The sequence below is a fragment of the Ferruginibacter sp. genome (genome assembly GCF_028288465.1).
In the GTDB taxonomy this organism is placed as follows: domain Bacteria; phylum Bacteroidota; class Bacteroidia; order Chitinophagales; family Chitinophagaceae; genus Ferruginibacter.
This window is the reverse complement of the sequence record NZ_JAQBNR010000019.1, coordinates 1-23489: the sequence shown is the minus strand read 5'-3', so window position 1 is coordinate 23489 and position 23489 is coordinate 1. Positions and strand designations below refer to the sequence as shown.

The 23489-nt window shown below is 41.5% G+C and carries 16 protein-coding genes; 10 read left to right on the top strand and 6 right to left on the bottom strand.

The window, feature by feature from the left end:
* Positions 1–24 precede the first annotated feature (24 nt).
* The 7 genes from JWR61_RS08185 (at position 25) to JWR61_RS08155 (ending at position 11547) form a co-directional block, all read left to right on the top strand.
* Positions 25–1161: a DUF3179 domain-containing (seleno)protein gene (locus JWR61_RS08185; protein ID WP_301927355.1), complete on the top strand. Its 1137-nt coding sequence runs from the start codon at positions 25–27 to the stop codon at positions 1159–1161.
* A gap of 119 nt (positions 1162–1280) precedes the next feature.
* Complete coding sequence (locus JWR61_RS08180) at positions 1281–2978, top strand: hypothetical protein (RefSeq protein WP_301927354.1); 1698 nt, start codon at positions 1281–1283, stop codon at positions 2976–2978.
* Between the two features lie 164 nt (positions 2979–3142).
* A complete protein-coding gene (locus tag JWR61_RS08175) occupies positions 3143–5149 on the top strand; it encodes a transglutaminase family protein (protein WP_301927353.1) in 2007 nt (668 codons plus the stop codon).
* Positions 5150–5162: 13 nt separating this feature from the next.
* A complete protein-coding gene (locus JWR61_RS08170) occupies positions 5163–7373 on the top strand; it encodes a hypothetical protein (protein ID WP_301927352.1) in 2211 nt (736 codons plus the stop codon).
* Positions 7374–7694: 321 nt separating this feature from the next.
* The gene (locus tag JWR61_RS08165) at positions 7695–8942 is read left to right on the top strand and encodes a sugar MFS transporter (RefSeq protein ID WP_301927351.1); all 1248 of its coding nucleotides are present in this window, start codon (positions 7695–7697) and stop codon (positions 8940–8942) included.
* Positions 8943–8965: 23 nt separating this feature from the next.
* Entirely contained in the window at positions 8966–10468 is a 1503-nt protein-coding gene (gene treF, locus JWR61_RS08160; protein ID WP_301927350.1) for an alpha,alpha-trehalase TreF, read from the top strand.
* Between the two features lie 80 nt (positions 10469–10548).
* On the top strand, positions 10549–11547 hold the full coding sequence (locus JWR61_RS08155) for a LacI family DNA-binding transcriptional regulator (protein WP_301927349.1): 999 nt from the start codon (positions 10549–10551) through the stop codon (positions 11545–11547).
* 37 nt (positions 11548–11584) lie between these two features.
* Here JWR61_RS08155 and JWR61_RS08150 read toward each other — a convergent pair whose 3' ends face one another.
* Entirely contained in the window at positions 11585–11929 is a 345-nt protein-coding gene (locus JWR61_RS08150) for a hypothetical protein (RefSeq protein ID WP_301927348.1), read from the bottom strand.
* A 240-nt stretch (positions 11930–12169) separates the two neighbouring features.
* Here JWR61_RS08150 and JWR61_RS08145 point away from each other — a divergent pair, with 240 nt between their 5' ends.
* Genes JWR61_RS08145 through JWR61_RS08135 form a run of 3 tightly spaced genes read left to right on the top strand, consistent with a single transcriptional unit; the run spans position 12170 to position 16497 of the window.
* Entirely contained in the window at positions 12170–13510 is a 1341-nt protein-coding gene (locus tag JWR61_RS08145; protein WP_301927347.1) for an MFS transporter, read from the top strand.
* 46 nt (positions 13511–13556) lie between these two features.
* On the top strand, positions 13557–14531 hold the full coding sequence (locus tag JWR61_RS08140; RefSeq protein WP_301927346.1) for a carbohydrate kinase: 975 nt from the start codon (positions 13557–13559) through the stop codon (positions 14529–14531).
* A gap of 16 nt (positions 14532–14547) precedes the next feature.
* On the top strand, positions 14548–16497 hold the full coding sequence (locus JWR61_RS08135) for an alpha-amylase family protein (protein WP_301927345.1): 1950 nt from the start codon (positions 14548–14550) through the stop codon (positions 16495–16497).
* 25 nt (positions 16498–16522) lie between these two features.
* Here the strand turns inward: JWR61_RS08135 and JWR61_RS08130 are convergent, their stop codons facing one another.
* The 5 genes from JWR61_RS08130 to JWR61_RS08110 form a co-directional block, all read right to left on the bottom strand.
* On the bottom strand, positions 16523–19867 hold the full coding sequence (locus tag JWR61_RS08130) for a VCBS repeat-containing protein (protein ID WP_301927344.1): 3345 nt from the start codon (positions 19865–19867) through the stop codon (positions 16523–16525).
* Between the two features lie 7 nt (positions 19868–19874).
* Positions 19875–20642 (bottom strand): DUF1080 domain-containing protein, encoded by a 768-nt coding sequence (locus JWR61_RS08125; RefSeq protein WP_301927343.1) that lies wholly within the window; start codon positions 20640–20642, stop codon positions 19875–19877.
* Positions 20643–20721: 79 nt separating this feature from the next.
* A complete protein-coding gene (locus tag JWR61_RS08120; protein ID WP_301927342.1) occupies positions 20722–22449 on the bottom strand; it encodes a GMC oxidoreductase in 1728 nt (575 codons plus the stop codon).
* A gap of 75 nt (positions 22450–22524) precedes the next feature.
* On the bottom strand, positions 22525–23205 hold the full coding sequence (locus tag JWR61_RS08115) for a DUF1080 domain-containing protein (protein ID WP_301927341.1): 681 nt from the start codon (positions 23203–23205) through the stop codon (positions 22525–22527).
* Positions 23206–23238: 33 nt separating this feature from the next.
* A partial coding sequence (locus JWR61_RS08110) for a hypothetical protein (protein ID WP_301927340.1) occupies positions 23239–23489 on the bottom strand: 251 nt, incomplete at its 5' end.

Here is a 23489-nt window from a genome sequence, read left to right as displayed (position 1 = left end):
GGAATAATCATATAATTGAATTTCATGAAAAAAATATTTTATGCCGGTTTCTTTGGCCTGCTGTTTTTTGAAATATTGAATGTGTACCTCATCATGCCAATGCCGGGCAGCCAGCAGATGAATAGTATTGATGTGGCATATTTTTTATACCAATGGCGCTGGGCATTTAGGATAGTGTTTGCGGCAATGATTATAGTTGGTGCATACAAGTTCGAATGGAAGAGGTGGTGGACACCGTTACTGTTTTTGCTGCTGCTTGTTTCAGTAATTTATATCGTCAATTTTCAAATGGCCGCAGACCATATGTTTTATAAACCAACACAAGTGGTGATGGCAAATGAAACCAATAATAAGGTAGATTCCGGGAGATTGGTAATTGGCGTGGTCAACAACGGCGAAGCAAAAGCTTACCCCATCAGGTTTTTAGGTTATCATCACCAGGTGCAGGATACAGTGGGCGGTAAACCATTATTGATTACTTATTGTACCGTGTGCAGAACGGGCCGCGTATACGAACCAATTGTATATGGCAAACCGGAACAATTTCGTTTGGTTGGTATGGATCATTTCAATGCCATGCTGGAAGATGCGACGACAAAAAGCTGGTGGCGGCAGGCAACCGGGGAAGCCATCACCGGAAAATTAAAAGGACAAAGACTGCCGGAATTTTTTAGCACGCAAACCTCCTTAACAAAGTGGCTGGCACTTAATCCCAACTCGTTCGTGATGCAGGAAGACCCGGCATTTAAAAATGAATATGACACGACCGGTAAATTTGAAAGTGGCAAAAGTACCAGCAAACTAACCGGTACGGACAGCCTTAGCTGGAAAAATAAATCGTGGGTGATTGGCGTAAAAGCTGGCAAGGAAAAGAAAGCATACGACTGGAACCAGCTAAAAGAAAAACGCATTATCAACGATACCCTGGATGGAAAAAATATTATCCTGGTTTTGGCGCAAGACGATAAAAGTTTCTTTGCATTTGAAAACACCGATCCCGCAAATAGCTTTGCCTTGAACAACGATACGCTTGTACAAAATAAGCTGAAATACACTGTGGACGGAAAAGCCGTCGAGGGCGGTAAATCATTAAAAGCTTTGCCTGTCTATCAGGAGTTTTGGCACAGCTGGCGAACTTTTAATCCTGAGACAAAAAAATAAGCACCTGTTTTTCAAAAGGCTTTTTCCCTTATACTATTTTATTGCTGATATTGCAGTTGCTGACGCCAGGCGCCAGCCGAATCCCTTTTTGTTAAATAGAGAAAAAGATAATCCATCAAATGAATAAAAAAATAATTGGCTTTGTGCTAACTGGTTTTACCAGCATTTGCATGCTATCTTCTTTTAACAAAACGGGCAGTCATCAAGGCTTTCCTCCTAAAAATCCCAGCCATCCTAAAATAGTAAACATTGTAAATTTTATCCGGTTGCTGGAGCCGAGAGATAGCGCCGTTACAGAACAGGTGTTGTATGAAACTGTTGCAAAGCAGGTAGAAATGATGCAACAATACAAACTGGGCGGAACGTTTTTGTTGCAGTACGATGCGCTGATGGATGCACGCTATCAAAACTTACTGAAAGCCTTGCCCCGAAATAGTTTTGAAGTAGGGGCATGGTGGGAAATTCCGCAGCCGCTGGTTGAAAAAGCCGGCCTTAAATGGCGTGGCCGTTACCCCTGGGATTGGTTTGCTGATGTTGGATTTTCCACCGGTTATACACCCGTGGAAAGAGAGAAATTATGTGATGTATACATGGCCGACTTTAAAAAAATATTTGGTTACTATCCAAAGTCTGTCGGCTCCTGGTTTATTGATGCACACACGCTGAATTACCTGTATACCAAATACCATATTGTAGCGTCCTGCAATTGTAAGGACCAATATGGTACCGATGGCTACACGTTGTGGGGAGGTTACTGGAACCAGGCTTATTATCCCAGTAAAATAAATTCGTACATGCCCGCCCAAAATGAAAAGAATCAAACACCCGTGCCCATCTTTCGCATGCTCGGTAGTGACCCAATTCGTCAGTACGACAATGGTTTTGGATCAGCAAGACAAGGCGTTGTAACATTGGAGCCCGTTTATCCATCGGCTGGCGGCGATTCTGCCTGGGTTAACTGGTACTTTAAAGAATTTGTTGAGGGCGCAGATATGGAATATAATTATACGCAGGCGGGCCAGGAAAATTCGTTTACCCGGGATGCCATGGCAAAAGGATTTGCCATACAATTGCCTTTAATTGCCCGGCTTAGAGATGAAAAGAAACTACAGGTGGAAACACTGGCTGCCTCCGGCCAATGGTTTAAAGACCATTATAAAATTACACCCGCCACTTCGGTAACTGTAACAAACGACCTGGAAGAAGGAAACCATAAAACCGTTTGGTTTAACAGCCGCTTTTACCGCCTCAATTTGTTGTGGGAAAATGGCACGCTGCGTTTTCGTGATATTCATTTATTCGACGAAAATTTTCCATCATTTTACACTTTGAACAAAGCCACATCCAACGAATGTTCGTTTTTTACGCTTCCCTTTGTTGACGGCTATATCTGGAGCAAACCAGGGAATATCGCTGGTCTGCGTTTTAAAGCCGTTATTGATGGGAAGGAAACACTGTTGACAGGCGGTGATCCTATAATAACCGATTCTGTTCGTGGCAAATTGCATATCGCCTGGCCTCTGCAATCTGTTGATGGAACTCTGCAAATGGATATCGATGAACGGAGTATAAAAATAAACCTGCGTGCGAAAGACAACGTAAAATGGTTTCTTGATCTCAATGCAGCAGACAGCGTTAAACTACCATTTCAAAAAATAAACCTGCACCGGCTGGATTGCAGGTTTGAACACATGAATTATTCCATCACAACCAAAAAAGGAATATTTTCAAAACCAAACGATAGTGTAGTTGCAAGAATAAGTCCTGAAAAAAACTGGCTTGAGCTGAATATGGCAGCTGACAATAAAACAAAATAAATCTGTTTACTACTTTATCAATGAAGTCTCGTGCTTGACCTGAGAGCCCCATTGTAAAAGTGTATCTTAATCTCATTAATTTTAATCTTATATAAAATAATATGGATAAATAATAGTTATATACCTGTACATTTACACTTTGTCGATATCTTAACCAGCATTGCATGAATCATACCCCCAGCGTTAGCTACCCGGCTAAACGTACCTCCGCTTGTTACATTGTAAAAAGATGGACCCTTACCAAATCATCCCTTTCGTTTTCGCTGTTCTGCTTGTTTTCTTTCTTCTCTTTCCCGATACAGGCCCAAAATGATGATGACCTTAGTACGGCAGAATTTTATGCTAAAAAATTTAAAGATGATGGCATTATCTGTAAATCATCTTACCGCTATTTCACTTTTGACAAGGGTAAAAACGCCCTCAATGATAAAGTGGTGGAAATACAGGAAGACGCAGAATACGAATTTCTATCGCTTAAAAAATTTTCGGGTATGACCTATGCTGAATATTACAACAAGTTTATTCAGTTGAAAACGTTTAAAAGGGCTTTCAAATATAACAGTAAATATATCACCTCCGACCGGGGCGGCATAGACCGCTCAGTAACGGATGATGGCGTTTTCTTTGATGATAGCCGGGTGCAGTTTTACCCTTTGCGCTTTTCTCAAAAAGGTGATATGGCAAGAGTAATGGTTAAAAAGGTTTACCTGGATGGTAAGTATTTAACCCGGCTATTTTTTCATGCGGCTTACCCAATCAAAGAGCAGGTATTTGAATTTAAAGTGCCGGACTGGTTAACGGTAGATTTTAAAAAAATGAATTTTGAAGGCCGTAAGATCGAGATCCAGGAAAATAAAAAAGGCGGTTTTACCAACTATGTTTTTACCATGAAAGATATTCCCGCCTACAAGCCGGAGTATAGTCGCATTGGAAGAGCCTATACGGATCCGCATATCATTGTACAAATAAAATCCTTCGAAAGCAAAGGCGAGACGTTGAAAGGATTTGATAAGGCAGATGATGTGTACAACTGGAACAACCGCCTGTATTTAATGGCCGGTAACGTACAGGATAAAGTACAGCAGCTGGTAACAAAAATTATCCTGGGCAAAACCACAGATCTGGATAAAATAAAAGCTATTTATTACTGGGTACAGGACAACATCCGTTACATCGCATACGAAGATGGTTACTCAGGGTATATACCCACTCCGGCGCAGGATGTGTTGGCAAAAAAGTATGGCGATTGCAAAGGCATGGCCAACTTGCTAACAGAAATGCTGAAGCTGGCCGGCTATGATGGCCGCTTTAGCTGGATAGGCACCCGCCTTATTCCCTATCCGCAAAGCATGCCTGCCCTTTGCGTAAACAATCATGCTATTTGCACTTTGTACTTTGGCGGCAAAACCTACGAACTGGATGGTACTGAAAGTTACTCGCCATTCGGTGAAAATGCTTTTCGAATTCAGGGTAAGGAAGTAATGATTGCAAATGGCGATAAATACGAAATTAAAACAGTGCCGTCTTCTACAGCCAATGACAATAAAATTATTACCAGGGCTGATTTTACACTGGCAAATGATAAGCTGAACGGCAAAGTGAAAGTTGTACTTACCGGCAATGAAAGAACAGAATTTCATCAGTCGTTTCAAAACCTGCCGGTGACATCGCAGCAGGAATACCTGAATGATTATCTTGAATTTGGCAATGACAATATGGTTGCCACTAACCTAAAAACCAGCGATCTGAAAAACAGGGAACTGCCCGTAACCATTGAAGGCGATGTGGATTTATCTAATACCGTAAATACTATCAGCGGCGACAAATACGTAGGCATAGACTTCTTTCCAAAATCATTAGACAAATTTATTCCGGATGAAAAAAGAATTGAAGGCTACGATTTGGATGCACTGGTAAAATTTGAAGATGAAATTGCTCTTACCATTCCTGCCGACAAAAAATTTGTTGACAAGCCAGATAACCTGGAACTGAAGTTTGACGGTTACAGTTTTAAAGGTGAATATACCATCACAGGAAATAAAGTAGTGCTTAAAAAAGAACTGGCTATCAACAACAGCATTATTAAAAAAGCAGACTTCGCCAACTGGAAAAAATTTATTGAATCTATCAAAGAGTTCAATAAATATTTACTAAGCATTACCAAAAAATAAACAGCCAACCGCAATGAAAACAATTAATTATAAAAAGATAATTCTGCCGGTTGCGTTTGCATTTCTTGCCTTCGCGGCCAGCGCTCAAACTATTATTAACGAAGATTTTTTAGATAATATTGAAGACAATGCTAAAACACTTTGGGCAGAAAATATTCCTGCATTTGCCACCAATATTGTACCCGATAAATATAAAAATGAATCGGCCATTGTATTTGGTTTTAAACGAAGCGTAACCATTGATAAAAAATCAAGGTTTGGTTTTTTATCCAGGGGAGAAAGAAGTTTATTATTTTTTGAAAACGTACGATTTAAAATAAAACTGAATGATAAAAATGCTGTGAAATCTTTTACTGAAATTTATTTCAGGTACAGCGATAAAACAGATGGCTTTAGTGCCCGGATAACCAAGCCTGATAGCAGTTCCAAAGTAGTTGCTTTAAATGACGCCGTAGGAGTGGAGTCAATATCAGACGTACCCGAATTTTTTAAGAGTTTTTTCGATCAACAGGTTGGTGCTCAAAAAAGATATTATAAAGTTGCCGTGCCAGATCTTGAGCCGGGCGATATATTGGAATATGTTACGAACACCAAAAGCAAGCTGGATGTTAAGGGAACGGGGTACATTGAGTTTGATCCGCAATACGAAGTGTGCAATAAAAGTTATCCCATACTTTTTAACCAGATCAATATTGAAACCGATAATAAATCTTTTTTCAAATCCTTATCCATAAATGGCGCTCCGGATTTTAAAAAGGCAGACGCAAGCGACGACGGTTTCTTTAAATATGTTTTTACAGATAGCGACCGGGGCGTTGAAAAAGATGTGAACTTTATCAGTTCATTCCAGGTGTATCCCTTAACAAAATTCCAGGTAATATATGCCAATAACGAGAAAATAAAAGGAGCACTTATTGGTCAGGCGGGGGAAATTAAAACCGGTTTCACGAAAGAAGAGCTTGCCAAAAAAGCATGGGAAGATTTTGAACAGACCGGAAATTATTATTACCCCGAATACGGTACAGTATACGCATACGCATCTGTTGTGTGGTCACAGTTGAAAAAGCAGGGTGTCAAAGACCTCAGTGATAAAGAATTTCTCAACCTTGTATATTACAAAATGAGGAATATTGCGATAAACCGTGATAATTATTTTAGTGATAAGGTAGCCGCATATATTTTCAGCTTTTTGCTTTCGCAAAAAGACATTCACACAGATATATTGATCAGTGTGTCCAATACTTTGGGCAAACTCAGCAATATATTATTCGACCAGGAACTGCGCTATGTATGCAAAGTGAATAATAGTTTTTATTTTAACTGGACCGATCACAGCAATCCGGGCGACCTTGTGGAAAACCTGTTAGGTAGTGAAGCTTGGATCATAGATAAACCAACAAAACAAAATACGCAGAATATAACTCCCGTACAGCTTCCCGATGCAGGCTTCCAGGATAACGTTTCCGACTACACCATAAATGCATCACTTGCTGCAGATATGAGTACATGGAATGTTTCCCGTGTCAGCACTTACACGGGCATCAGTAAAACCAGGAATATTTATACCGCCCTGAAGTATACACCCTATATGCTGGACGACTATAAATATTATGGCGGTTCATCTCCTACGGAAAAAATGAAAGATGCGCAGGAAGAGGAATACATCAAATCAGTGAAAGCACTGAAGGATGAATTTAAAGAAGCAAAAGTTGAACAGGTGAAAAGTGAGTTGCAGGGAGAGTTTCAACAAAAGATAAAATATAAAAACTTCGCCATTTCCAGCGATGGCCGTTCATTAAAAGCAAAAAACCTGGTGTATACAGAAGACTTTGAACTGGCAGGCATGGTGCGAAAAGCAGGAAAAAAATACCTGGTAAACATTGCTGGCCTGGTAGGGTCTCAATTACAAATAAAAAAAGAAGAGCGTGTAAGAAAATATGATATCAATGTTGGGTACGCCAGAACGCTTAACTGGACCATCAATTTTAAAATACCAGACGGTTACACAGCTGAAGGAGTAAAGGAATTAAAAACAAGTATCGATAATGAGACCGGCACTTTTACCTGTGATGCGGAAGAACAAAATGGGATGGTGGTTTTAAAGATCAAAAAAATATATAAAAAAGCAAATAACCTTAAAGATAAATGGCCTGCTATGCTGGCTTTTATTGATGCCGCCTATAACAGCTCGTTCAAATATATTTTATTAAAACCTAAAAGCTAACCCATTTTATGAGCCCAGGCAGACCGCACCAGGTCCGCCAATGTACCTGTAGGATTTCCAGGTTATAAAGTTTTCACCAATCATCTTTATGCTTGTGTTGGTATACGCTTTAATTTAAACGGAAAAGGTTAGATTTCTACCTTTAATTTTATTGATAACAGGTGCCCGTTTTACAACGGGCACTTTTTAATTTTATAACAGTGGCCTGAAATTTTTCGGAATCTGCAACTTAACGGACATTAAAAATAATACCTGTTGCTGTTGAATCAGTATCTGTAAAGGTTGTGTATATTTAAGCACTCATCACGATCAAATTGCTATATGAATAATTGGAAAATTAAAACCTCGCTGTATTTAAACTATTTTGTTTTTGCAATACTGCTGAACAGCGTGGGTATCCTCATTCAAAAATCCATCAATACCTATCATGTCGATGAATTAAAAGCCAGTTCGCTGGAAGCATTTAAAGATCTGTCGATTGCATTTGTGTCTTTTCTCATAGGATCTTTTTTACCCCGGATAGGATATAAGAAAGGAATGCTGATAGCACTGGCGCTGGTTTTTGTTGGCTGCATCGGAATGTACTATGGCAATTCTTTTACTTCGGTGCGCATCTTGTTTGCATGTGTTGGTATTTCTTTCGCGGTAATTAAAGTATCCGTTTATTCCATGATCGGTATTATCACCAGCAATGATAAGGAACATAAAAGTCTGCTTACTTCCATCGAAAGTTTTTTTATGATTGGCATCGCCGGTGGCTTTGTTGTATTCCCGCTTTTTTACAGCGATACAAATCCTGACGCATGGTTGCGCATTTATCTTTTACTGGCAGTATTGATAGCTGCGTCATTTATCATCCTGCTAGTGTCTGATTTTAAAGTTAATTATGAAATACCCGGCACCAGCCTGGGAGACGATTTTATAGAAATGATTAAACTGCTGAAGCGCCCGCTGGTGCTGATTTTTGCAGTAGCTGCATTTATGTATGTAATGACGGAGCAGGGTATTATGAGCTGGCTGCCCACTTTTAATCAAAAAGTGCTGCATCTGCCGGAGCGTACCAGTGTTTTCATGGCTGTTATATTGATGTTGTCCATCGCGTTGGGCAGGTATATTTCTTCATTGCTTGTTAAAAAAATTGACTGGCTGATCATATTGGCGGCCTGTTTAATTGGGGCGGCGTTGATGGTGTTGTTTGTGTTGCCTCAAACGCAACACCTGGAAGCAAAAGAAATTCTTTCATTAAAGGATGTGCCTGTAATCGCTTACGTGTTTCCGCTGATTGGTTTTTTTCTGGCACCCATTTACCCATTGGTAAATTCGTTTGTATTAAGTGCTACAGAAAAAATGTTTCATAGCCCTATGGCATCATTGCTGGTTTTCTTTTCGGCCATTGGTGGTACAATTGGTTCAAGACTGGTGGGTTATCTTTTTAAACATATTGGCGGCGAAAACGCCTTTTATTTTTCGCTGATACCGATGACGGTGCTGATGATTTGTTTGTTTTTCTTTTACCGCATACAAAAGAAGACCGGCGCTAAAATTGAATTTACAGCCGGAGGTCACTAAACGTTAGTTAAACTATTACAACGATGAGCAATACCGATATCTTTGAGTGTCGTCCCTTGTTTGAGGATGTTCAAATGGGTAATGTATTCGCAGATGGAAAAACCTTTGTGGATTGTATTCCAAAAGGATCGTTGGATAACATTTCCCTTCAATATCTCCAGGAAAAAGATCAACCGGTCTTCGATCTTAAAAAATTTATAGCAAAAAATTTTGATGAGCCGCCAGTGATTGCCGCCAATTATCAAAGCAATAAACAACTTTCTGTTGAAGAAAATATCCGGCATTTATGGGATGTGCTTACAAGAGTTCCTGTTGAAGAGAAAAGTTCGCTGATCAATCTGCCATACACCTACATAGTTCCCGGCGGCCGTTTCAGGGAAATTTATTACTGGGACAGTTATTTTACCATGCTTGGTCTGCAACAGCACGGGCGGGTAGATCTGATCGAAAGCATGATCAATAATTTTTCTTTTTTGCTGCGGACCTGTGGTCATATCCCCAACGGCAACCGCCGCTACTATTTAAGCCGCAGTCAGCCTCCTTTTTTTGCATTGATGGTTACTTTGTTGGCCGGGATAAAAAAAGATGAAGGAATTTTTGTTCAATATAAAAATGAACTGGAAACAGAATACAACTTCTGGATGTTGGGATCAGATAATCTCAAGCACGGCGAAGCAAATGCCCGGGTGGTTATGATGCCCGATGGCGAAATATTGAACCGATATTATGATAACAATCCAAGCCCGAGGCAGGAGAGTTATGCGGAAGATGTGCATGTAAGCAAGCACAGCCGGCAGTCGGCTCACCAATTATTTACCCACCTGAGGGCCGGTGCTGAAAGCGGCTGGGATTTTAGCAGCCGCTGGTTTGCTGACCAACTAAATATTGGAACGATTCAGACCACGGATATTGTGCCAGTTGATTTAAACTGCCTGCTGTACACGCTGGAACTAACTATTGCGAAAGCAAACGCAATGGCGGGTAATGCCTCCTATGCCATTGACTTTGAAATGAAAGCAGCCAGGAGAAGTACCGCTATTCAGAAATACTGCTGGAATAATGAGCTGGGATTTTTCTGCGATTTCAACCTGCAAACAAAAGAAATCAATAGGAATATTACGGCAGCAGGTCTTTTTCCACTTTTTACAAAAATAGCCACGGATGAACAGGCGGTGGAAACAGCCGCGATTACCCGTACATTTCTTTTAAAAGATGGGGGACTTGTTACCACCACCAACCATACGGGTCAGCAATGGGATGCACCCAACGGCTGGGCGCCACTGCAATGGGTTGCGTTTGCCGGACTGAATAACTACCATCATGAAACGCTCGCAAACGAAATAGCCCGGCGCTGGCTTGCGCTAAATGAAAAAGTGTTTAACGAAACGGGTAAAATGATGGAAAAATACAATGTGGAAAACCTGGATGAACCGGCCGGTGGCGGTGAGTATCCCGGCCAGGATGGCTTTGGCTGGACCAATGGGATTTACCTAGCCATGAAAGCTAATTTATTAACGGCTCATTAATCGGTAATATGCAGCTATCCCAATGCATTGGTTGCCTTGTAACAAACACCCCACTTATAAAAGCTTAATTGCCGGCAAAGATGTCTGATGTTATAACGCTAAAGAAAATTTCGCAACTGCTCAATATAAGTATCTCTACTGCGTCACGTGCATTAAAAGATCATCCTGATATTGCAGATGCGACCAAACAAAAAGTAAAGGAACTGGCAGAAATGCTGGACTACGAGCCCAATCCTTTCGCCATACAATTAAGCACAAGCCATAGTAAAATATTCGGGTTAATTGTACCGGAAGTAAGTAATTTATTTTACACTTCTTTTATTGATGCGGTAGAAAATGAAAGCCGCAAAATTGGCTACACTTTGATCATCCTTAAAACCGATGATGATCCGGAGATTGAAGCCAATCACATCCGCTATTGTAAAAAACAACGGGTGGCAGGTTTGTTTGCCTGCATCACGCCGGGTACGTCTAATTTTGAATTGTTTCAGAGCCTGAGTAAATCGGGTATCCCCGTAATTTTCTTCGATCGTGTACCGGACAGCAATAGTTGCAACCGCATTTGTTTTGCTGATGAAGCCGCCGCCACTATTGCCGCAGAAGCCATCATCAAAAAAAATAAAAAAAGGGTACTGGCTATTTTTGCCGAGCCAAGTTTATCCATCACTCAAAAAAGATTAAAGGCTTTTCAAAAAGTTTTTCAGCAACAAAAAAATGCGCCGAAGCTGCTTATCTACAATACCAATCATTACGAAAATACCAAAGAAGTCATCAAGCAAAAATTACTGAACGGTGAACGTCCCGACACCATCTTTTGTATGACGGATGTTATACTGAACAGCACCATGAAAGCCGTTCAGGAACTTGGACTTAAAATACCGGAAGAGGTGGCTGTGATCACCATCAGCAACAGTGACTTTTTTCCAAAACTATACACGCCCGAAATTACCTATGTGGAAACCAGTGGCTACAAGTTGGGCGTACTGGCGCTTTCAGCCATGATGACCTGCGTAAACGACGATGTTCCCTACCAGGAATTATATGTTGACTCTTATTTGGTGGAAGGACAGTCTTTGTAACCTGCTAAATATGAAAAGGTCAAAGCTGGGTAAAAAATCAGGGAAGTATTTTAGGAAGTAACACTGTCCTTTTATAATAGTAAGCGATAATCCTGTCACCGATCAATTGACAAAGATGTTTATCTGGAAATTCGGAGTCGGTCCACGTGAAAATATTTTCCATGTAAGTTAAATGTTCTATAACCCCCGTTTCGCCGGTATCTGAACGTTTGTATTCAACCCGAAACGTTTGGTAAGGTTTGTAATCTTTATACTCAATGGCCTTAATTTTTGTGCTATAAGTGATATGGTTATTGGTGATGCTGAGTAAGAACTCATCTAATACGGCATAGTCTATCATGGTAAATGTTTTTTGCGATTTTTCCGAAACATCTTCCCTCATACATAATCGGGAGCATTTATTTCTATTAACAAAAGTACCAATCATCCCTGGTAAAAAATATGTTTGTAGATCATGAATCAAACAAAAACTTAAAAGAAATCAGTAACGTTTTTTGAAAGAGATACAGTCGTTTATATAACCCAAACTGCCCACATCAAACGTTTGCAACCAGCCAATCAACCGGTTGCAGGGTTTCTATAATTATCTTACTTTCACGATTGTTATAAACATTGCCTGCTTATGTCATTTTCTATCCCAAAGCCTCATTTAAGTTTTCAGCAAATCATCAATATGAATGTTGGTTTTTTTGGCATTCAGTATAGCTTTGGCTTGCAGCAAAGTGCAGTCAATCCTATTTATGATTTTTTAGGCGCAAGCCCTGACCAGATACCGATTTTAAATCTGGCCGGACCAATGACCGGCCTGCTGATTCAGCCCATTATTGGCGTGTTAAGTGATAAAACCTGGCATCCCCGTTTTGGAAGACGCAAGCCGTATTTTTTTATCGGTGCCCTGCTTTGCAGCATCACTTTATTTTTCTTTCCCTTCAGCAGCAGCCTTTGGATGGCCGCAGGTTTATTATGGGTGCTGGATGCAGGAAACAATACCGCCATGGAGCCGTACAGGGCTTTTATTGCAGATAAATTACCTTCAGACCAACACGCCACCGGCTTCTTAACGCAAAGCTTTTTTACCGGGCTCGGCATCACCCTGGCAAACCTATCGCTATTTGTGTTTCAAAAATATTTTCCGCAGGGCCATGGTAAAATTCCAACCTGGGTATATGGCTCCTTCTTCCTTGGTTCATTTTGTTCCATTGCTTCGGTATTATGGTCAATAAAAACAACACCGGAAATTCCGCCAACAGCAGAAGAACTGGCTGCCCTGCGTGCCAATAAAAAGGGTTTGGCCGAACCTTTTATAGAAATCGCCCATGCTATTAAAGATATGCCCAAAGTAATGTGGCAACTGGCGCTGGTGTACCTCTTTCAATGGTATGCCTTGTTTTGTTACTGGCAAAACGCTTCCAAAAGTATCGCCCAATCGGTATGGCATACATCGCCTTCGGCAGATCCCAAATTATACGAAGAAGCAGTTGGCTGGACCGGACTTGTAAATGGCTGGTACAATGTAGCTACCTTTTTATCGGCCTTTGGGCTGGTTTGGCTGGCCAATAAATACAGTCCAAAGCTGGTGCATTTTAGTTGCCTGGTAATGGCAGGTATCGGTTTATTAATTTTTCCGCACATTGAAAATAAATACCTGCTGTTTGCACCCATGACGGGATTTGGAATTGCCTGGGCGAGTATGATGGGCATTCCTTATTTAATGGTAGTGGGCAATATCCCGAAAGAAAGATACGGTGTGTACATGGGCATTATCAACATGATGATTGTAATACCCATGATATTACAGAACCTGACCTTTGGTTATATCCTGAAGCACTTGCTGAATAACAATCCGGGCAGCGCCATTAGTTTTGCGGGCGCCTTTTTAATCATCGCGGCATTGGCAACTGCGCTGATAAAAACGGTGCCGCCGGGTGACGAAGTGCAACTGCCCATGGGTGGCGGCCATTAATTTTGACACAACATTTATCAAACAATCTTCTAAATAATTTATACCAATGGATACCGTTTCAAAAAATAAAGGCAAAATTCTTTGTATCGGCGAAGCGCTGATTGATATGATTTGTACCGACAAGGGAAAATCACTTTCTGACGGAAATAACTTTTTAAAAAAAGCCGGCGGAGCACCAACCAATGTGGCCGCAGCCATTGCAGCCTTAGGTGGTAATGTAGAGCTGGCGGCGAAAGTAGGTATTGATCCCTTCGGCAGACACTTAATAGAAGTGATGCAGGATTTTGGTGTGTCTACCAAATGGATGCTGCAGGATGAACATTATTTTACCACGTTTGCTTTTGTGTCGCTGATGGAAAACGGGGAAAGAGATTTCTATTTTAACCGCGGCGCAGACGGGCAGTTAAGCCGGGAAGAAGTGGATAATATTAATCTCGATGAGTTCTCTATCATTCATTTTGGCTCTGCTACCGGTTTTTTACCGGGACCATTGCAGGCTGCCTACCAGGGCTTATTGCAAAAGGCGTTGCTGAAAAATATCTTTATCAGTTTTGACCCAAATTACAGGCAGCTATTATTTCAAAATAACAAGCAAAGTTTTATTGATCAATCCTGGAATTTTTTAAACTGCTGTCACTTTTTTAAAGTAAGTGATGAAGAAGCCATGCTGATTACAGGTGCCGTAACGCTGCCGGATGCCGTGGCTATTTTGCTGGAAAAAACCAATGGCATTTTCGCCATTACACTTGGTAAGGAAGGCACCATGCTGGGCCTGAATAAAAAAACGATGATTGTGCCCAGCATCCCTGTAACACCTGTAGATACTACCGGCGCAGGTGATGCATTTGTTGGTGCATTGCTTTACCAGTTAAGTGATAAATCGCTGGAGCAGATAAACGCAATGTCTGAAAACCAGTGGAACCAGCTTGTGGTAAACGCCAATAAAGCAGGCGCCCGAACCTGCGAATACCTCGGCGCCATGGAAGCCTTTAAACACCTAACAACAGACATCTTTAATTAACCGTTGCTGAATAAATATGTACGACTACCTGCTGCATCAAAAAATAAAATCGGCGTTACTGAAATTCCGGGTTGGTAAAGAGGAAGATGACCTTTCTTTTTACAGCCGGTTAATCGCCAACGCATCTACCATAAAATCATTGTATGATGAATTGTACCGGCAGCATCCAGCAGCGGTACCACAGTTTGATCTGTTAATTGAAACGCTTACATCTGCTCATAAAAAAAGAAAACCGGCATTAAAAAAAACCGATGCGATCAAAGCAGAAAAAGGAAACTGGTTTTTAAGCAATGAAATAACAGGGATGAGTCTATATGTTGACCAGTTCTGCGGCAACCTCACCAACCTCGGCGAAAAGCTTGATTATTTTGATACACTTGGCGTAAATTTTCTACACCTGATGCCGCTTTTTGAAAGTCCGGCCGGTGAAAGTGATGGCGGTTATGCCGTATCTGATTTCAGAAAAATTAATCCCCGTTTTGGAACCCTCGATGATTTAATTGTCGTTCAACAAAAGATGAGTGCTGCAGGCATGTACCTGATGACAGACATCGTACTGAATCATACCTCCCGTTTACAGGAATGGGCCATGAAAGCCAAGGATGGTGACAAGCATTACCAGGATTATTTTTATATGTACGATGACCGCACCATGCCTGATATTTTTGAGCAGACCATGCCTGATATTTTCCCTGAAACGGCTGCCGGCAATTTTACCTATGTGCCCGAATGCCATAAATGGGTGATGACCGTGTTTCATAATTACCAGTGGGATCTTAATTTCAGTAACCCGGCAGTATTGGCAGAGATGCTGGACATTGTATTGTTTTATGCCAACCTTGGGGTGGATGTTTTGCGCATTGATGCACCCGCCTTTATCTGGAAGGAACCCGGCACTACCTGTCAGAATTTGCCCAAAGCGCATACCCTGTTGCGGCTGCTGAAACAGTGTGTGCAGGTTGCTTCGCCGGGCATGGCTTTATTGGGTGAAGCCATCGTAGCGCCTAAAGAAATCATGCAATATTTTGGTACCGGAAATTTTGTTGCCCGGGAATGCGACTTTGCCTACAACGCCACGCAAATGGCATTGCAATGGGATGCACTTGCTACCGGCGATACCCGGGTAATGCTGGCCGCACAACACGAATTGTTGAAAAAGCCGTATGGCACATCCTGGTTAACTTATACCCGCTGCCATGATGATATTGGTTTGGGTTATGATGATTATATGATCCAGCAAGCGGGCTTCAATCCTTACCTGCATCGCAAATTTTTGAAGGATTTTTACTCCGGCAACACGCCAGGATCTACTGCGACAGGTGCATTGTTTTCTGTAAATCCAAAAACGCAGGATGCAAGAATCAGCGGCACGTTGGCCTCTCTGTGCGGGCTTGAAAAAGCCATTGCTAATAATAATGAAAATGAGATCAGCACTGCAATTAACAGAATCATTGTAATGCAGGCCGCCAGTTTTTTTATCGGTGGTTTACCCATGCTATTTTATGGGGATGAGGTAGGGTATACAAATGATTACAGTTACCTCAGCAACCCTGCCAAAAGTTATGATAACCGCTGGATGCACCGGCCTGTAATTGACTGGGATAAAAATAGCAAGGCTGAAGTGGAAGGAACAATTGAGCATCGCATTTTCAGCGCCACGCAACAAATGATCCGCCTGCGTAAAAAATTACCGGTGCTGGCGGATTATAGTAATCTCACCTGGCTTTCTCCTTACAACATACATGTCGCGGGTTTTTCACGGCAAGTGGAAGACAACAGGCTTTTTTGTTTTTTCAACTTTAAAAACGAAGTAATGTACATTGACTGGCAGGTGGTAAAAGAAAAGGGAAACCCACCAGTTATGTTATATGATCACTGGAATAAAAAAGATTACATCGTGGGCAGAGATAAAGAATATTTGATTGTAGAACCGTATTCCTTTTGTTTGCTGGAAGCAGTAAAATAAGACGCTGCTTTTGCGAAGTAAAAAATTATTCTTTGAAGATAAGTATGCTGTCATTGTTTCTTGCAACAAGTATGTATTCGCCGCCGTTAGCCAGCTTTATTTTTTTGATGTCTCTTACTTCACCGCTTGCCATAAAGCCACTAATGTATGATGGCAATACATTAAATCGATTGGTACCTGCATTTGTCAAAACGCTTCCCAGTCCTGCATCATAGCGGCCTTCATAAGGCAATACGCCGAAAAAATTGCCGGCTGAAATGATATCCGGTTTTCCATCGTCATTTATGTCATCCGTTAAAAAAGAAAACACTGGCGACCATTGAACGGATGCAGGTAATTTACTAATGGTAAACTTTCCTTTGCCATTGTTGGCGAGCATTACAGACGACAATAAACTGGCCGTATATTTTTTTGCATGATCCAATTTTTCACCAAATACTTCTTCCACCGTTTGTCCCGCAAAGCTGCTGTACAGTAAATATTTTTTGCGCATCAAAGCAGGCAATTGTTTTTCTATTTCTTCTTTACCCAGAAAGGTATAATACTTGCCCTTTTTTTCAGTGGCGAGTACCTGGTCCATGGCACCATTGTTATCCAGGTCGCCGGCAAATAATTTTAATGGATATTGTTCACTGGCATGCAGCTTTGAATTTTCTCCCCAGTTACCCGCCAATAGTTCATCGGTGCCATCATTGTTTAAATCAGCAGCATGAATCGTAGTCCATAGGCCGGTTGTCTTTGCCAATCCAGCACCCTCAGTTCCATTTACCAGTTTGCCTTGTTGGTTTTTATACAGAGTGATGGGCATCCACTCACCAACGATTACCAAATCCTGCCAGCCATCTTTATCAATGTCAGTCCATATGGCATCCGTTACCATTCCGATTTTATTCAGGCCCGGCGCTTTTGTATCATCAGCTATTGTAAAATTTCCCTTGCCATCGTTCATCAATAAATAAGAGGTTGGTACATCGCCGTACCTGCCTGCTACCACTCTTCCACCCACAAATAAATCCAGGTCTCCGTCATGATCTACATCAGCAGCAACGGCTGCAGATTTATTTCCATAAAGCAATGGCAACGTGGCGGATTTGCTGAAGTTTCCTTTGCCATCATTGATGTATAACCTGTCTAAAGAAGATGCCACTTTTGCTTCTGTTTCATTGCCGCCCGTTACTACATACAGGTCTTTATCGCCATCATTGTCTGCATCAAAAAAGAGGGCATTCACATCTTCACATGCGGCATCTGCACTAAATAAATTTTGATTGGTGGCAATGAATTTACCGTAAGCATTTTGCTGAAACAAAGCGCCCGCCTGTCCCGCAGCGCCGCAAACAAAAAAATCTTCCAGGCCATCGCCGTTCACATCAGCTACTGCCAATTTTGGTCCTTGTGTAGAAACCATATGTGGAATAAAAGCCTGTACATTAAAATCGTTGAAATTATTTTCCTGGTGTTTATATGACAGTTGAATGGAATCGGTAATATTCTTAAATAAACTATTACCTGTAGAATTAATGCCTGGAAGCAATAAAGTTTTATTGTTATTTTCTGCGTTCTTGTATAAAACTGTTAATCGCTGATTGGCTTTTACATCTGTAAGTATTTCTGATTTTCCGTCAGGCCATGAAATTTCTATTCTATCAATGATTGAATCTGAACCAGTACCAAAATGAATGTACTGAAGCGACGCACTTTCAAAACCTTTGCTGGCATTGAGATAACTGGTTTGTATTTTGTCTTTCTGCTGAAGCGTAACTTTTGCGCCGATAGCAAATTTGTTCTGATCATCTCCATCTAACTGCAGTTCTATGAAATGATTTAATTGTTGCTGCACCGTATTGTTCCTGTAAATAGTAGCTGGTTCATTGATGTTGTTGATAACAATATCAAGGTCGCCGTCATTGTCCAAATCAGCATAGGCAGCACCGTTACTAAAGCCCGGGTGTTGAAGACCCCATGCGGTGGTTTCATCAATAAATTTGAGGCTGTCGGTTCCTTTAAAAATGTAGTTGCTTATTTTGCCTTCGGGCATCTTGCTGATGGCTGCCAAATCTGCTGCACGGCTGGTATCATTGCCTGTTCTGCTGCTGTAAAATTTCACAAAATCAAGATCGTTAGGTCGCCTTAAAATACCATTGGAGATAAATAAATCTTTGATGCCGTCGTTATCAAAATCCGCTGCCAGCGGGCTCCAGCTCCAGTCTGTTGCAGCAACACCAGCATACAGGGCAATGTCACTGAATTTTTTTCCGCCGCCTGCATTCATCTGTAAACAGTTGCGTGCATACTGGTGGTAATATCCAAACCCAAATTTAAAATTGTAAATGTCGAACGGGTCATCCCCGGCAGAAGCCTTTAAAATTTTTTCGTCTGCCGGCAACATATCTAACGTTATAATATCCTGCCAGCCATCGTTGTTCATATCAGCAATGGCACTACCCATGGAGAAGCGACTTTCATGACCAAAAGCCTCGCGGTTTATTTCTGAAAAAGTCCCGTTGTGGTTGTTGACATAGTAATAATCATTTTCGTGAAAATCGTTGCTTACATAAATATCATCCCAGCCGTCGTTGTTGATATCGGCAATGGCAACATTAAGACCGTAGCCGACAATGCTGCTGTAAATTCCAGCTTCAGTTGTTACTTCAACGAATTTTCTGCCGGTGGCTGTACTATCATTCCGGAATAATTTATCCCCTGCGGCATCATTTTTTACATGCCGCATGGAAGAGTCGCTATAGCTCTGGCTGGAATGTACAGAATGATTTACCAGGAACATGTCCAGGTCACCGTCATGGTCGTAATCAAAAAAAACGGACTGGGTATTGAAGCCTTCAATATCCAGTCCGTAAGTATGGGCGCTTTCTGTAAAACTAACCTCACCCCGGCCCTCTCCTTTAGGAGAGGGAGAAGAACCATTATTTATAAAAAGTTCATTGTGGCCTTTAAAACTTTTATATCCTCCCACTTCACAAACGTAAATATCCAGCAAGCCGTCACCGTTAACATCTGCCACTGTAACACCTGTTTTCCAATTGCCCTTTCCCTGTACGCCTGCTTTCGCAGTGATATCTTCAAATTTAAAATTGCCTTTGTTGAGGTATAATTTATTACTGCCCTGGTTGCTGGTAAAATAAATATCCGCCAGTCCATCATTATTAAAATCAGCCACTGCTACACCCCCTCCGTTATAGTAATACAAATAATCGAGGATGTTGAGCGTGTCCGTATCCGCAATTTTATTTTCAAAGTCAATACCCGTCTGCGCTGCAGGCATCATTGAAAAAAGCGTAACCGTTTTACTTTTACATCCGCAAAATATAATGGCCGTAAACAGGCAATATAATGTGCGTTGAAAATTCATTGGTTGGTTATAGTTCTCTCACCCAGATATTGCGGTAACTGATTGGTTCACTTTTATCACCATGGGCTTGTAATTTAATGGGCGCAGCACCATGTTTTTTATATTCCGGTTTACCAATGTAGGGTGTATCGCCTGTTAATGTTGTATTATTTTGTACCAGTACGCCATTGTGTAAAACCGTTACACGGGCAGGGCTTTTCACTGTACCATCTTCGTTAAAGCGGGGTGCAGTCCAAACAACATCATAGGTTTGCCACTCGCCGGGTTTTCGGCAAGCGTTCACCAATGGCGGCGTTTGTTTATACATACTTCCGGCCTGTCCGTTTACATAAGTGGTGTTGTTGTAATTATCCAGTACCTGTAACTCGTAACCACCGGCGCCCCATGGCAATGCCGCTAAAAAGATACCGCTGTTACCACGGGCCTGGCCGCTGCCGGTAATGTTGGCCGGAATACGGTATTCAATATGCAATTGAAAATCGGTAAAAGATCTTTTTGTCTGCAAATCGCCGTTGGCTTTGTTTACGGTCATGCAATTATCAGCAACAGTCCATTTGTTGTTTGAAGTGCTGTCTTTGGTTGGCACCCACTGGTCCAGATTTTTTCCATCGAATAATACAATCGCATCACTTGGCGGCACACCATATGCACTACCCGGGGTAACTACTTTAGGCACCGGTGTATAGTATTCTGTGTCTTCTGGTTTTGCATTCTGCGCATTGGTGCTTAAAAAGCCGGCCACCAGTATTGCTGAAAAAAATAAGTGTTGTTTCATTTTTTAATGATTGATTTGTTGTTAATTATTAGTTGTATTGCAAGCCTTCTTTGATTGGTCACTCTGTTAAAATGTGTGTTTAAATATTTCCTTTCTTCAATTCACTCACGGCATACTCTGCTGCCCGTGCTGTTAAAGCCATGTAAGTAAGTGATGGATTTTGACAAGCGGATGATGTCATCGCTGCGCCATCTGTTACAAACACGTTCAGTGCATCCCATACCTGGTTGTGCGAATTCAATACCGATGTTTTGGGGTCGTTGCCCATGCGTGCCGTACCCATTTCGTGAATGCCTTGGCCAATGTTATAGTCCTTATCCCAGGTAGTAATATTTTTCACGCCTGCGGCTTCAAACATGGCTACCAGTTCTTTAATAATATCTTTACGCATTTTTAATTCGTTTTCTTTCAATCCTGCATCCATAGATAAAACGGGTAAGCCCCATTTGTCTTTTACAGTTTTGTGCAAAGAAATTTTATTATCATGGTAAGGCAGTATCTCACCAAAGCCTGTAGCTCCAATGCTCCATGCTCCGGGTTCAGTCAACGCTTCTTTAAAATCGCCGCCAATATTCAGTTCAGCTACTTCACGGCTCCAGCCTTCCCGGCTGGCACTTCCCTGGTAACCATACCCACGCAAAAAGTCCCTTTTATCACCATATAAATTCGCAAAGCGGGTAATATAAAAACCATTCGCCCTGCGGCCGTAGGTTGTTTTATCTTCAAAACCTTCTATTGTTCCCTGTGCGCCCAGCATGTAGTGATGATCCATTACATTATGACCTAATTCGCCACTGCTGCTGCCCAGTCCATCAGGCCAGATATCAGTTGCTGAATTCATTAGCACCCAGGCACTGTTTAAAGCAGAAGCATTCAGGAAAAGAATTTTTGCATGAAACTCGTAAGTTTTATTGTTTTCAGCGTCCAGCACTTCTACGCCTGTTGCCTTCTTTGTATTTTTATCGTAAATGATTTTTGTAACAATGCTCCATGGCCGAACGGTTAAATTACCGGTAGCAGTTGCCGCTGGAAATGTAGACGACTGCGTACTAAAATAACCGCCGAAAGGACATCCTTCCCAGCAACGGTTCCTGTACTGGCACTGGGTTCTTGCCTGCAATGGTGCTGTTAAATTGGCCACACGCCCAATGATCATATGGCGGTCTTTGTATTGTTGTTTTATTCTTGCTGCCACATCTTTTTCTACCACATTCAATTCCATCGGCGGTAAAAAATGTCCGTCCGGCAAATGCGGTAAACCTTCTATGGAGCCACTAATGCCGGCGAATTTTTCTACATAGTCATACCAGGGCGCCATCTCTTTATAACGGATCGGCCAGTCGATGGCAATGCCGTCTTTTGCATTGGCTTCAAAATCCAGGTCACTTAAACGATAGCTTTGTCTTCCCCATAAGAGTGAACGGCCGCCAAACTGGTAGCTGCGCCACCAGGCGAAAGGCTTTTCCTGTACATAAGGACATTCCTTTTCATTTACCCAACTATCCAGGATGGCTTCCTGCGCTGCGGTGCCATACATGGCCCAATCACGGGATATAACCGGGTTGTCTTTTTTATACTGCAAGGGCGCCTTACCGCGGTGAGGAAAATCCCATGGGTCTTTACTGGCCGATGCATAATCTTTGATGTGTTCATGCGGACGGCCACGTTCCAACATCAATACTTTTAATCCTTTTTCACTTAGTTCTTTCGCGGCCCAGCCACCACTGATGCCGGAACCAATTACGATGGCATCATAAGTATTTTGGGTGGCTGATTTGTTGTTGACGTTGGTGGAATCTCCAGGCATAGCACTCTGTTTTAATCGTTAATCAAATTATTTTTACTGTTCGGTCTTTAATTGTTCTGCTAAAGGCAGTCACCTTTATTTCAATTCGGCAAGCTCAATCTTGCGGTAATATATTTCTGCTCCTTCTGACTGAATAATTATTTTTCCTTCGGTTACACTTGGGTCTGTCGCTTCATTTACAACGGTACCATTTACAATATGTGTAAGCTTTCCGTTGTTTGAAATTACTTCTACCCTGTTCCATTCGCCTGTTGGTTTTTCTGCATCGGCTTTCTTTTTAGCCCGGTTAAAATCTTTAGGACCCGAACGAACGCCATCTACTACAACTGTTGCACTATCCACCATCCAGAAATCACCTACATCACCTTCCTGTATCTGGCATTCGATACCTTTTGGCCAGACAAAATCCTTTGCATTGAGCGGTACGAAATATAAAATGCCGTTGTCTCTTTTAGTAGTGTCTGCATCTCTTGGCGGATACTTTTTTGTGCCCCATTTAAATTCAACTATCAGATGAAAATTGCTGTATACTTTTTCAGTACAAATATAACCGAACTCTTTCCCCGAAATATGCAGCAAACCATTTTCGATATTGAATACTTTTTCAGGATCACTATTCTTTCCTTTTGAAGTAAGAAAGCTGTACCAGCCATTTAAATTTTTGCCGTTAAAAAGTGGTTTCGTTTTCGCTTTTTCGGTTTGTGCATTTGCCGTAATCCCGGCAAATAATAAGCAGGCAACAATTAATTTTTTCATATCAGCATTCGTTTTTTTTTTAAGTGATCCTGCTTATTTATTTATCATTTCAAAAATCTTCGGCGCTTCATTGTTCATGGAAAAAATGGTTAGATTTCTTTTACCAGCTTTGATATTGGTAATATTTCTTACCTGCCCTTTAACCATTATTCCGCTTTGACTTTCATTAACCGCTTTAAAATTGCCCTTGCCATCTCCTTTCAGCAGCAGGCCGTAGCTGGCATCGTAAATACCTGCCTCCGGTTTACTCTGGTAAAAGTTGCCGCCCAGCAGTATGTCCGCCT